The organism is Kribbella sp. NPDC058693 (assembly GCF_042715335.1).
Taxonomy (GTDB): Bacteria; Actinomycetota; Actinomycetes; order Propionibacteriales; family Kribbellaceae; genus Kribbella; species Kribbella jiaozuonensis.
In genome coordinates, this window is record NZ_JBHXSQ010000006.1 from 382,266 (window position 1) to 394,287 (window position 12,022).

Genomic DNA, 12,022 nt, shown 5'->3' on the forward strand with positions numbered 1-12,022 from the left:
CACACCCCTCAGTTCGGTGGGTCGAAGCGTCCGTCGACCGCGGTCCAGCCGCCGTCGACCGCGAGTACGCTCCCGGTCACGAAGCTCGCGGCATCGGACGCGAGGTACACGACCGCGCCCGCCAGCTCACTCGGCTGCGCCCACCGGCCCAGCGCACCTTTCTGCGCGTACGCGGCGTACCACGCGGGATCGGCCTTGATCTGCGCGGTCAGCGGGGTCTCGACGACGCCGGGTGCGATCGCGTTCGCGCGTACGCCGGACGGCCCGAGCTCGGCCGCCGCCGTACGCAGCAACTGCACCAGCCCGGCCTTCGTTGCCGCATACACCGATTGCCCCGGCTCGACCGTGGTTCCGCGGATCGAGCTGAACCCGATGATGCTGCCGCTCCGCCGCTCCGCCATCCCCCGCCCGAACGCGCGGATCAGCTCGAACGAGGCCCGCAGATTCAGCGACACCACCCGGTCGAACTCCTCGCCGGTGTAGTCGAGCATCCGCTTCCGCACATTGGTCGCCGCCGTGAACACCAGCACGTCCACCGGATCCAGCTCCTCGACCGCCCGCGCGATCGCGGCGTCGTCCAGCACATCCAGTTCGTACGCCGTGAGCTCGGACCCGGCCGTCGCACGAGCCGCCGCGAGGTCCCGGTCAGCACACGTCACTCGCGCACCCTGCGCAGCCAGTGCCAGCGCACTCTCGCGCCCGATCCCACTCCCCGCGCCGATCACCAACGCGTGCTTGCCATCAAGCCGGAACAGATTCGCGTACTCCATACGGGCCACCTCTCACGGGCGTGGACGGATGATCGCCATGCGGGTTGTGGTCAGTTCCTCGATCGCGAAGCGCGGTCCCTCACGGCCGGTGCCCGAGTCCTTCACCCCGCCGTACGGCATGACGTCGGAGCGGAATCCGGGTACGTCGTTGATCACGACTCCGCCGACCTCGAGCCGGTCGATCGCGGCGAACGCGGTGTCCAGCGAGGACGTGAAGACGCTCGCGTGCAAGCCGTACCGCGTCTCGTTCACGGCCCGCAACGCGCTGTCGACGTCCGGCACCGACCGCACCGCAATGACCGGTCCGAAGATCTCCTCGTCCCAGGCCGGCAGACCATCAGGTACGTCGGTCAGCACGATCGGCCCGAGCACGTCGCCCGGCGCCTCGTACGCGATCGACCCGCCGGCGTGAACGGCATCCCCGACCCACTGGCGAACCCGCTCGGTGGACGCCGGGTTGATTAGCGCAGACACCCGCGTCAGAGGGTCGCGCGGGTCGCCGACAACGACGGTCGGCAGCCGAGCACCGAGTTTCTCCAGCAGCTCCGAGCGGATCGACTCGACGGCGATGACGCGTTGGACGGAGATGCAGGCCTGCCCGGAGGCGTAGTACCCGCCGCGAACGATCGCATCGGCGGCGGCGTCCAGATCGGCGTCCTCGGCAACGACGAGTGCAGAGTTGGAGCCGAGTTCGAGCAGGACTTTCGTCGGCGCCGCATCACGCGCGATGCGATGACCGACAGCCGCAGATCCGGTGAACGAGACGGCACCAACCCGACCGTCGGTGGTGAGCGCCGCGCCGACATCCGCTCCGCCGGTCACCAACTGAACAGCGCTCTCCGGTGCACCCGCGTCAGCAAGCGCGGAACGCATGAGGTGCACAAGCCACAGCGTGGCAAGCGGCGTCTGCGGCGCCGGCTTCACGATGATCGGGCAGCCGGCCGCGAACGCAGGCGCGATCTTGTGCGCCGCCAGCAGCAACGGGTAGTTGAAGCCGGTGATCCCGACGACCACGCCGATCGGCTTGCGCACCCAGAAGCCCTGCAGACCTTCACCACTCGGCAGCAGATCCAGCGGCACCGTCTCACCGTGCAGCCGAGCAACCTCTTCCGCCGACGTCTCCAGGGTCAGAAGCGTCCGATCGATCTCCACCCGGCAGTCGACCAGCGGCTTGCCGGTCTCGAGCACCAGCAGATCCACGAATTCGTTGCGTGCAGCAAGGACCGCGGAATGCACGCTCTGCAAGACTTTCCGGCGCAGGTACGACGGAAGCCGGCCGACCGTCTCGCGGACCGACAGGGCGTTGTCGAGCGCGGCCCGGGCCAGCTCGACGTCGCCGACCGGTGCGTCCGCGACCGTCGAACCGTCGTACGGGAAGATGACCGGAGCTGTTGCCGGCGCTTCGACCCAGGCCTCACCGATCGGCAGGCCGGCTGGGAACTTCACGCTGGATCTCCCTTCGCGAGCAGGTCGGACGTGGTCGCGCCGGACAGCGCGCGCTGAAGCGTGGGGATGGCCGAGACGAGGCGCTGCGTGTACGGGTGCTGCGGAGCGGCGTACACGTCGCCGGTGTAGCCGGTCTCGACGATCTGGCCGGCGTTCATGACGGCCACGCGGTCGCAGACGTGCTTGATCACGGACAGGTCGTGCGAGACGAACACCAGCGTGAGGTTGAGCTCGTCGACCAGGTCGGAGATCAGGTTGAGGACCTGCGCACGGACGGAGACGTCGAGGGCGCTGACCGGCTCGTCCGCGATCAGGATGCGCGGGCGGGGCGCGAGCGCACGCGCGATCGAGATGCGCTGACGCTGACCGCCGGAGAACTGATGCGGGTACCGGTCGCCGGCGTCCGCGGACAGGCCGACGGCTTCGAGTAGTTCGCGTACGCGCTCGCCCGAGGCGGGATGGCCTTGGACGACGAGCGGTTCGGCGATGATGTCGCGGACCCGCATCCGCGGGTCGAGCGAGCTCATCGGGTCCTGGAAGACGAGCTGGAGGTTCTCGCGAAGGAAGCGCAGGCGGCGATCGGACAGGCGGGTGATGTCGGTGCCTTCGACAATCACATTGCCGGACGTCGCGCGGTCGAGGGCCGCGATGATCCGGAGCAGCGTGGACTTGCCGCAGCCGGACTCGCCGACGATGCCGAATCGCTCGCCCTGCTTGACTTCCAGGCTCACGCCGCGGAGCGCGTGCACGACCGGGGCCGGCTGGAACAACGAGGTACGCGGCCGCGGATAGTCGCGGACGAGATCGACGACCTGGATGGCGGTCGGCGTCTCGAGCTCATGCGTCGTCGGGATGTGCTCAGGCATCGGCGGACGCCCGGACGTCGGCGGGTGCTCAGGCATCCGTCACCCCCGCGGGGTGGTGGCAGGCGAAGCCCTCCGACTCGTCGCCCGACCATGGCGGAGACTCTTCGCACAGGGCGGTTGCGTAGGCGCAGCGGGTGCGGAAGACACAACCCGACGGGAACTTGCCGGCGGGCGGCACGTTGCCGGGGATCGTCGTCAGTCGACGGGTAGTCGTGTCGAGGTCGGACGCCGCGAGCAGGCCCTCGGTGTAGCGGTGGCGCGGGCGCGTGAACACGTCGGCGACGGGACCGGACTCGACGACCCGTCCGCCGTACATCACCAGCACTCGTTCGCAGACGGTCGCGACAACGGCGAGGTCGTGGGTGATGAAGAGGAGCGCGGACGAGCGGTCCATGACGCCGCGAACGATGAGGTCGAGGACGAGAGCCTGGACAGTGACGTCGAGCGCGGTCGTCGGCTCGTCGCAGATCAGGAGGGACGGATCGTTGGCCAAGGCAAGCGCCAGGACGACTCGTTGCCGTTGGCCACCGGACAGTTGGTGCGGATACGCGCGCAGGGCGTCGGCCGGGAGTTGAACGCGTTCGAGCAGCTCCGCGGCGGCCGCACGTGCTGCAGACTTGGGCTTGGTCTTGTGGATCAGCATCGCCTCGGTGAGCTGGTCGCCGATCCGCATGGTCGGGTTGAGCGCGGTCATCGGCTCCTGGAAGACCATCGCGATGTCGCGACCGCGGACCTGCGACATGCGGCGTTCGTCGGCACCGATCAACTCGTGGTCGACACCGTCGAGGCGGACCGAGCCGCCGACGTACACGTCCTCGGGAAGTAGTCCGAGCACGCTCAACGCGGTCAACGACTTGCCCGACCCCGATTCCCCGATCAGCCCGACCCGCTCCCCCGCGCCGACAGTCAGGTCGACATCGGACACCAGCGTCGTGTCGCGGACTTTGACGGACAACCCGCGAACCGTCAGCACGTCGCTCATCGGCGGTCCTCCAGTTTCGGGTCGAAGCGATCGCGGAGGCCGTCACCGAACAGGTTGAAGCCGAGTACGGCGATGGCGATCGCGATCCCTGGGAAGATCGCCAGCCGCGGAGCGCTGAACAGGAACTCCTGGCTCTCCTGCAGCATCCGGCCCCACGACGGTGTCGGCGGTGGCGTGCCGTATCCGAGGAACGAGAGCGCCGCCTCCGCGAGTACGGCGATCGCGAACGACACGGAGGCTTGCACGGTGATCAGGCTGGTCACGTTGGGCAGCACATGCCGGACCGCGACCGGCAACGGCCGTCGTCCGGCCGCACGGGCCGCGAGCACGTACTCCGTCCGCATCACCTGCAGCGCGCCGCTCCGGATCACGCGGACGAAGCTCGGCACCGAAGCGATGCCGATGGCAATCATCGCCGTCAGCGTGCTCGCCCCGAACACGGCGCCGAACATGATTGCCAACAGCAACGCAGGAAACGCGAGCAGCAGATCGTTGCCGCGCATGATCACCTCACTCGGCCAGCGCCGGACCATCGCGGCCAGGATCCCGAGCGGTACGCCGATGACCGCGGCGACGCCCACTGCGACGACGCCGACGAACAGCGTCGTACGCGAGCCGACCATGATCTGGCTGAGCACGTCGCGCCCGAACTTGTCGGTCCCGAACCAGTGCGACCACGACGGCTCAAGCAACCGCGACGCGGGCGTGACCAGGGTCGCGTCGTACGGCGTCCAGACGAACGAGACGAGTGCCATCAGCACGATGAGGCCGACGATGACGCCGCCGGCGATCAGGCTCGGGTTCAGTCGCCTCATGATGCCGTCCTCAGGCGCGGATCGAGAGCGACGTACAGCAGGTCGACGATGAAGTTGACCAGGAGAACGGCGAGGACGAGGACCATGACGACGTCTTGGACCAGTAGGAGGTCGCGGTTCGAGACGCCGTCGAGGAGGAGGCTGCCCAGGCCGGGGATGACGAAGACTCGTTCGACGACGACCGCGCCGATGAGGAGGGTCGCGAGCTGGAGGCCCAGGACTGTTACGACGGGGACGGCGGCGTTGCGGAGGCCATGGCGCCAGAGGGCTTGAAAGGGCTTCAGGCCTTTGGCTCGGGCGGTGCGGAGGTAGTCCTCGCGGAGAACGTCGAGGACCGCGCTACGGACGTAGCGGGTGAGGACGGCGCCTTGGACGAGGCCGAGTGAGAGCGCCGGCAGGATCAGCTGCTTCAGGAACATCCCGGGGTCCTGCGCGGGCGGGGTCCAGCCGTTCGCGGGCAGCCAGCCGAGCTTCACCGCGAACACCACGATGAGCAGGATGCCGGCCAGGAACGCCGGTACGGCGACGCCGACCTGGGAGACCGCGGACAGGGCCAGCCCGGACAGCTTGCGGTGCCGCGCGGCCATGATCGTGCCGGCCGGGACGGCGACGAGCAGCGCGATGATCATCCCGGCCACGACCAGCCACAGCGTCACCTGCAGGCGATCGAACACCTGCGGCCCGATCGCCACCTTCGACACGTACGACGTACCGAGGTCGCCGTGCAGCAGTCCGCCCAACCAGTCGAAGTACTGCGTCGGCAGCGGGCGGTCGAGGCCGAACTGCTGCCGCAACTCGGCCACCGCCTCATCGGACGCGTTCACGCCGAGCGCGACCCGGGCGGGGTCGCCGGGCAGCACCGCCATGAACGCGAACACCAGCACCGAGCTCACCGCAAGACTGACCAAGAACACGCCGGTGCGCTCGATCAGGCGGAGAATCATCGGGCGAGCTTGGAGAGATCGAAGTTCTCGGTGATGGCGTTGGTCGGCAGGCCCTTGATGTTCTTGTCAGCGACGATCAGGTTCGGGATCAGGAACAGCCAGTCGCCAGCGGCCTGCTCGGACAGCCGGCGCGCCGCCTTCTTCATGTTGTCGACCTGCGCGGCCTCGTCACCGGCGTCCGCGGCGGCGAGATAGCCCTGCAGGGTCGGATCGTCGTACCGCGTGTAGTACTTCGCGTTGAACACCGCACCGAGGTCGCGCGGCTCGACGTGGGCGATGATCGACATGTCGTAGTCGGCGTTCTTGAAGACCGTGGTCAGCCAGGCGGCGGGGAACTCGAGCTGGTCGATCTGCACCTTCAGCCCGGCCTGCTCCAGCATGCTCTTCACCACCTGGCCGCAGGACGTTGCGTACGGCAACGTCGGCAGCCGCAGCCGGAGCGTCTTGCCGGCCGCACCGGATGCCTGCAGCAACGACTTGGCCTTGGCCAGGTCGTACGGCGCGACGCCGGTGAGGTCCTCGTACCACGGGTCGGTCGGCGGGACCATGCTGCCGATCAGCTTGCCGCGACCGGCCCAGCAGGTGTCGAGCAGTGCCTTGTGGTCGATCGCCATCCGGATCGCCTGGCGGGTCCGGAGGTCCTTGAACACCGGCCGGGAGTTGTTGAAGGACAGCAGCACCTCGCCGTTCGTCGTACCTTCGATCACCTGGTACTTGCTGTTGCTGGTGAACTGGCTGAGCGCTTCCGGCGCCTGGACCGTGCCGATCACGTTGATCGTGCTGGTCAGCAGGGCGTTGTTGAGCGCGGTCGCGTCCTTGAAGTACTTCAGCGTGATCGTCTGGAAGTACGGTTTGCTGCCCCAGTAGTCGTCGTTGCGGACCATGACGATCGAGTCGCCGCGGTTCCACTTCGAGAACTTGAACGGGCCGGTGCCGACCGGGTCGGTCGCCAGCGCGCTGACACCGGACTCGGAGAACATCGCGCCGATCCGGGTGGTCATCCGGAACAGCCAGTCGTTGCTCGGCTTGGCCAACGTGACCTGCAACTGCGTGGGCGAGAGCGCCTTGGCCCCGGAGACCACGTCCATCGCGGCCTTCAGCGAGATCGTCCAGGCCGTCTTCACCCGGTTGATGCTGAACACCGCGTCGTTCGCGGTGAACTGCTTGCCGTTGGTGAACTTCGCGTTGTCGACCAGATCGAAGGTGTAGGTCTTGCGGTCCGGCGAGACCGTCCACGACTTCGCCAGCGACGGCACGATCTTGCCGGAGTCGTCCTGCTTGACCAGCGTCTCGTACACGTTCCCGAGCAGCGCCTGCGGGATCGCGGCACCGTCGGTGGTGGTGAAGTCCAGGCTGGCCGGCTCGGCGACCAGGCCGATCGACAGCTTCTGGTCCCCGCCGGGCGAACTGCCTGAAGAGGTGCTCGAACCCGCTGAGCAGGCGGTCAGGGCCAGCACCGCCGCGGAAGCGACGAACGCGACCGCCCGGATGCGAAACGACGACTTCACGCCAACTCCTTCACTGGTCCGACCAGTGGACTAGGTGTAACTGGGCCACTAGATTTGTCCCCTGCTCAGGTGCCTGTCAAGCGACTAGGGGGTGCGCCGGATGACAACTGGACCGCAGTTCAGTCCGGTACAGCCCGTGCGCGCGTACGAACGGATCGTCGAACAGGTCGAGGACGCCCTCGCCCGCGGCGACCTGGCCCCGGGCCAGCGGCTGCCGAGCGAACGGGAACTGGTCGCACAGTTCGCGGTCAGCCGATCGACCGTCCGCGAGGCGCTGCGGGTGCTGGAGAGCAACGGCGTGGTTCGCTCCCGTCCGGGCGATCCCAACGGGCCGGAGATCCTGCCGTTCTCGCAGTCCGCGCTGCGCAAGCAGATGGTCCGCCTGGCGCGCGTCGACGAGCTGACCCTGAGCGAGCTGATCGGCTTCCGGATGATCATGGACGGCGCCGCGATCCAGGTCGCGTCCCGGCTGCGTACGCCGGAGGAGCTCGACGAGCTGGAGGAGACGCTGGTGGCGATGCGAGCGGCGATCGACGTCGACTTCGGCGCGTTCAGCCAGGCCGATCTCGCCTTCCATGAGTTGATCGCGCGGATCAGCCGCAACTCGCTGATCCAGACCTGCAACGAGGTCGTCCGCGGCGTCGTACTCAGCCTGATCTCCGACAAGATCGCGCACGCGCCGAACAGTCGCGCCCTGATGCTCGAGTCACTGCACCACCACGCCGACGTCGTCGACGCGATCCGCACCGGCAACGGCCACGCCGCCGCGCGCCTGGCCCGCCAGAACATGTACGACTACTACGGCGGGTATGTGCCCGACTCCGAGCAGGAAACGTTGCGTGCACTCATAGAGGACTGAGGTACTCCCGTGGCATTCTGACGGGATCGGTTCACTGGTGGGGGGCACCGCGTGAGCAAACCAGCGATTCTGACTGTCGACGACGATCCAATGGTGTCGGCGGCGATCTCCCGGGATCTACGCCGCCGGTACGGTGACGACTACCTCGTCGTGCGCGCGACCTCGGGCGACCAGGCGCTGGCCGCGCTGACGAAGCTGGCCCTGCGCAACCAGCCGATCGCGCTGATCGCCACCGACCAGCGGATGCCCGGCATGACCGGTATCGAGCTGCTCGAACGGGCCCGCGTGCACGCACCGAGCGCGAAGTACCTGCTGCTCACCGCGTACGCCGACACCGACGTCGCGATCCGGGCCATCAACGACATCGGCCTCGACTACTACCTGCTGAAGCCGTGGGATCCGCCCGAGGACCAACTGTTCCCGGTCGTCGACGACCTGCTCGGCGACTGGCAGCACGCCAACCCCGACCACGTCTCGGATGTCCGGGTCGTCGGCAACCGCTGGTCGGACCGGTCGCACGACATCAAGACCTTCCTGGCCCGCAACCACGTGCCGTACCGCTGGTACGACGTCGAACGCGATCCGGAGGCCCAACGGCTGAAGGACCTGGCCGATGCCTCCGACAACGATCTCCCGCTGGTCCTGATCCCGGAGAGCGACACCCTCCGCTCCCCCACCACCCTCGACCTCGCATCGGCGCTCGGCCTGCGTACGAGAGCCGAACAACCGCTGTACGACGTCTGCATCGTCGGCGGCGGACCCGCAGGCCTGGCTGCCGGCGTGTACGCCGCGTCCGAAGGCCTCAGCACCGTGATCGTCGAACGCGAAGCCCCGGGCGGCCAGGCCGGACTCAGCGCCGCAATTGAGAACTACCTCGGCTTCCCGCGCGGACTCACCGGCTCGGACCTGGCCGCCCGAGCGGTCGCGCAGGCATCCCGCTTCGGCGCCGAGATGGTGCTCGCGCGTTCGGTCGTCGGACTCGAGTCGCGCGGGCCCGTGCACGCCGTACTGCTCGAAGGATCCGGTGAGATCGAGGCCCGCGCGCTGATCGTCGCGACCGGCGTCTCGTACCGCAGCCTCGACGTCGACGGCCTCGCCGACCTCACCGGCCGCGGCGTCTACTACGGCGCCACCGCCAGCGAGGCCAGCCAGGTCCAGGACGACGAGGTGTACGTCGTCGGCGCGGCGAACTCGGCCGGCCAAGCAGCCCTCAACCTCTCCCGCTACGCCAAACGGGTCGTGCTCCTCGTCCGCGGCGAGTCGCTGGAGAGCTCGATGTCGAGGTACCTGATCGACAAGATCACCAACGCGACCAACATCGAGGTCCGATGCCGGACCGAGGTGGTCGGATGTCGGGGCGACGGTCACCTCGAGGGCCTGACGTTGGCCGATGGCAACTCCGGTCGCGTCGAGGAGGTCCTCGCCAGTTGGTTGTTCATCTTCGTCGGCGCGATCCCGCGGACCGATTGGCTCGGCGATTCCGTGGTACGCGACGAGAAGGGCTTCGTGGTGACCGGACCCGATGTGCTCGCGTTCGATCGGTGGTCGCTGCCGCGGCCGCCGTACGCGCTGGAGACCAGCGTGCCCGGGGTGTTTGCCGCGGGCGACGTTCGGCTCGACTCGATGAAACGGGTGGCCTCCGCGGTCGGCGAAGGCGCCATGTCGATCTATCTCGTCCACCGCTACCTTGCGACCGTCTGATGCGCGCCGACGATCTGCGAGACATCCCGCTCTTCGCGGGACTGGCCGACGGACAGCTCGAGGAGCTGATCGAGGGCAGCACCGAGGTGCCGATCGAGCTCGGCGCGGACCTGTTCCACGAAGGTGAGCCGGCGGACTTCTGGTGGGTGCTGGTCGACGGTGTGATCGCGCTGCACCGCAAGATCGGCCGCGAGGACACCGTGATGGGCAAGATGGACGTTCCGGGCCGCTGGGCCGGCGGGTTCCGTGCCTGGGACGAGCACGGTGTCTATCTCGCCAGCGGCCGCGGCCTGGCCGAAGGTCGGGTACTGCGGGTGCCGACCGACCTGCTGCGGGAACGGGTCGACGCGTGGTTCCCGCTCGCTGGCCACCTGATCAGGGGCGTGTACGGGACTGCGCGGGCCATCGAGTCGACGGCCCGGCAGCGGGAGTCGCTGATCACGCTCGGCACGTTGGCAGCCGGGTTGGCACACGAGATCAACAATCCGGCCGCGGCCGCGGCCCGGTCCGTCAGCGCACTCGACACCGCGTGCGTCACGCTGCTGTCGGCCTTGCGCCGGCTCGCGGAGGGCGAGGTCACGGCGGTGCAGTTCAGTGCGCTGGACGAGCTGCGGCTGGAGCTCGGCTCGGGTACGGCGGCGCCGGATCCGGTCGATCTTGCCGATGACGAGAACGTCATCTCGGACTGGCTCGCCGATCACGGTGTCACGCAGGACTGGCTGATCGCGCCGCCGTTGGCCGCGGCGGGCGCCGGCGTCGAGTGGTGCGAGCGCGCGGCCGACGTACTCGGCGATGCTTTGGAGCCCGGTCTGGAGTGGGTGGCCAGCACGCTGTCCGCGGCGACGTTGCTCGGTGAGGTGAAGGAGTCGACGCGGCGGATCACCGAACTGGTGGCGGCCGTCCGCTCGTACTCGCAGATGGACCGCGGTTCGATCCAGACGATCGACGTGACCGAGGGCATCGAGAGCACGCTGGTGATGCTCGGGCACAAGCTCCGCGACGGCGTCGAGGTGATCCGCGAGTACGGTGCCGACGTACCGCGGATCGACGCGTTCGCGGGCGAACTCAACCAGGTGTGGACGAACCTGATCGACAACGCGGTCGACGCGATGGACGGCGCCGGCACGTTGCGGATCATGACCCGGACCGACGGCGACCGGATCGTCGTCGAGTTCACCGACACCGGTCGCGGTATGCCGACGGAGGTCGCGGCCCGGGCGTTCGAGCCGTTCTACACGACCAAGGACGTCGGCAAAGGCACCGGCCTGGGGCTCGACATCGCACAACGGATCGTCGCCGAGCACCACGGCGGCACGATCACGATCGCTTCGCGGCCCGGCCGGACCACCTTGCAGGTGCGGTTGCCGCGGCAGCCCGCAACGGGCTGATTCGTACCGAACGACAGGGTAGTGGCGGTGCGCGCCATGACGCCGTGGAGCCCGCCCGCTCCGGTGGCGTGAAACTACGTCCTGTCGTTCGGTACGGGTCCTCAGGTGTCGTGCTCGAGAATGCGGACCCGCGGCACCTTCAGCAGCTTGCGGGCCTTGGTGGACCAGTCGGAGCAGACGAACCGGGCCGCGGTCTCCGGCCAGGCGACCACCACGACCTCCTGGCTACCGGTGGTCTTCACCATCTGCATCAGCGCCAGCATGATCTCGCCGTGCGTGATGGACACGTGGACCTGGTACCCGCTCGCGGCCCGGAGGCGGCGCGAACTGTGTTCGATCACCGACGCGAGGTCGACGGCCGGGTCCGCGAGGGTGGCCGTCGGTGTCCGGCTCGGAGCGGCTGTCGGGCCGACCCGTGCCGACGGAGCTGTCGCCGAGCCGACCACGGCCGCCGCGCCGGTCGTCCCGGCCACGTCCGCGAACGTCGATCCCAGCAACGCCATCGGACCACCGATCCCGCTGTCGGGATGGCTGGAGACCAGCAGGTGGTAGCCAACGGCTTCTTCATGTCGTGCGTACAGGGCGGCAACGCGGCGCGCGTCGCCCTCGCTCATCTCCCGCTCGATGAGCACCACCACGTCGTACGTCATTCGTGGCTCCCTTCGCGTCAATTCCGTTGTACTCCTGCAGCGGAGCGCACCAAAGCGACACCCCCGCCTCCGTCACGGAACTGTCAAACATTT

At 68.4% G+C, this 12,022-nt stretch carries 11 protein-coding genes; 3 read left to right on the forward strand and 8 right to left on the reverse strand.

Annotation, left to right across the window (positions count from 1 at the left end; all coding sequences use genetic code 11):
- Window positions 1-8: 8 nt before the first annotated feature.
- The 7 genes from ACFWUU_RS38925 to ACFWUU_RS38955 are packed head-to-tail and all read right to left on the reverse strand — an operon-like array spanning window position 9 to window position 7,331.
- Window positions 9-770, reverse strand: a complete 762-nt coding sequence (locus tag ACFWUU_RS38925) for an SDR family NAD(P)-dependent oxidoreductase (protein ID WP_380183484.1) — start codon at window positions 768-770, stop codon at window positions 9-11.
- Window positions 771-782: 12 nt separating this feature from the next.
- Window positions 783-2,216 (reverse strand): aldehyde dehydrogenase family protein, encoded by a 1,434-nt coding sequence (locus tag ACFWUU_RS38930; protein ID WP_380183486.1) that lies wholly within the window; start codon window positions 2,214-2,216, stop codon window positions 783-785.
- Entirely contained in the window at window positions 2,213-3,118 is a 906-nt protein-coding gene (locus tag ACFWUU_RS38935; protein WP_380183488.1) for an ATP-binding cassette domain-containing protein, read from the reverse strand. Before ACFWUU_RS38935 ends, ACFWUU_RS38930 begins: the two co-directional genes overlap by 4 nt.
- Window positions 3,111-4,064 (reverse strand): ABC transporter ATP-binding protein, encoded by a 954-nt coding sequence (locus ACFWUU_RS38940; RefSeq protein WP_380183490.1) that lies wholly within the window; start codon window positions 4,062-4,064, stop codon window positions 3,111-3,113. Before ACFWUU_RS38940 ends, ACFWUU_RS38935 begins: the two co-directional genes overlap by 8 nt.
- Window positions 4,061-4,879, reverse strand: a complete 819-nt coding sequence (locus tag ACFWUU_RS38945; RefSeq protein ID WP_380183492.1) for an ABC transporter permease — start codon at window positions 4,877-4,879, stop codon at window positions 4,061-4,063. The genes ACFWUU_RS38940 and ACFWUU_RS38945 overlap by 4 nt, the downstream gene beginning before the upstream one ends.
- A complete protein-coding gene (locus ACFWUU_RS38950; RefSeq protein WP_137257793.1) occupies window positions 4,876-5,823 on the reverse strand; it encodes an ABC transporter permease in 948 nt (315 codons plus the stop codon). The genes ACFWUU_RS38945 and ACFWUU_RS38950 overlap by 4 nt, the downstream gene beginning before the upstream one ends.
- Entirely contained in the window at window positions 5,820-7,331 is a 1,512-nt protein-coding gene (locus ACFWUU_RS38955) for an ABC transporter substrate-binding protein (RefSeq protein ID WP_380183496.1), read from the reverse strand. Before ACFWUU_RS38955 ends, ACFWUU_RS38950 begins: the two co-directional genes overlap by 4 nt.
- Window positions 7,332-7,431: 100 nt before the next feature.
- Between ACFWUU_RS38955 and ACFWUU_RS38960 the strand changes: the two genes are divergently transcribed.
- From ACFWUU_RS38960 to ACFWUU_RS38970, 3 genes are read left to right on the forward strand one after another with little or no spacing between them, the layout of a single operon-like run.
- On the forward strand, window positions 7,432-8,190 hold the full coding sequence (locus ACFWUU_RS38960; protein WP_137257794.1) for a FadR/GntR family transcriptional regulator: 759 nt from the start codon (window positions 7,432-7,434) through the stop codon (window positions 8,188-8,190).
- A gap of 51 nt (window positions 8,191-8,241) precedes the next feature.
- Window positions 8,242-9,891 (forward strand): FAD-dependent oxidoreductase, encoded by a 1,650-nt coding sequence (locus tag ACFWUU_RS38965; RefSeq protein ID WP_380183499.1) that lies wholly within the window; start codon window positions 8,242-8,244, stop codon window positions 9,889-9,891.
- On the forward strand, window positions 9,891-11,279 hold the full coding sequence (locus ACFWUU_RS38970) for a sensor histidine kinase (protein ID WP_380183501.1): 1,389 nt from the start codon (window positions 9,891-9,893) through the stop codon (window positions 11,277-11,279). The genes ACFWUU_RS38965 and ACFWUU_RS38970 overlap by 1 nt, the downstream gene beginning before the upstream one ends.
- A 101-nt stretch (window positions 11,280-11,380) precedes the next feature.
- Here the strand turns inward: ACFWUU_RS38970 and ACFWUU_RS38975 are convergent, their stop codons facing one another.
- Window positions 11,381-11,929, reverse strand: a complete 549-nt coding sequence (locus ACFWUU_RS38975; RefSeq protein ID WP_137257797.1) for a hypothetical protein — start codon at window positions 11,927-11,929, stop codon at window positions 11,381-11,383.
- Window positions 11,930-12,022 lie beyond the last annotated feature (93 nt).

Bases quoted from the DNA above. Each gene is read 5' to 3' on its own strand.
- ACFWUU_RS38925 (WP_380183484.1), bottom strand. From the start codon at position 770: ATGGAGTACGCGAATCTGTTCCGGCTTGATGGCAAGCACGCGTTGGTG.
- ACFWUU_RS38935 (WP_380183488.1), bottom strand. From the start codon at position 3,118: ATGCCTGAGCACCCGCCGACGTCCGGGCGTCCGCCGATGCCTGAGCAC.
- ACFWUU_RS38945 (WP_380183492.1), bottom strand. From the start codon at position 4,879: ATGAGGCGACTGAACCCGAGCCTGATCGCCGGCGGCGTCATCGTCGGC.
- ACFWUU_RS38940 (WP_380183490.1), bottom strand. From the start codon at position 4,064: ATGAGCGACGTGCTGACGGTTCGCGGGTTGTCCGTCAAAGTCCGCGAC.
- ACFWUU_RS38960 (WP_137257794.1), top strand. From the start codon at position 7,432: ATGACAACTGGACCGCAGTTCAGTCCGGTACAGCCCGTGCGCGCGTAC.
- ACFWUU_RS38950 (WP_137257793.1), bottom strand. From the start codon at position 5,823: ATGATTCTCCGCCTGATCGAGCGCACCGGCGTGTTCTTGGTCAGTCTT.
- ACFWUU_RS38975 (WP_137257797.1), bottom strand. From the start codon at position 11,929: ATGACGTACGACGTGGTGGTGCTCATCGAGCGGGAGATGAGCGAGGGC.
- ACFWUU_RS38970 (WP_380183501.1), top strand. From the start codon at position 9,891: ATGCGCGCCGACGATCTGCGAGACATCCCGCTCTTCGCGGGACTGGCC.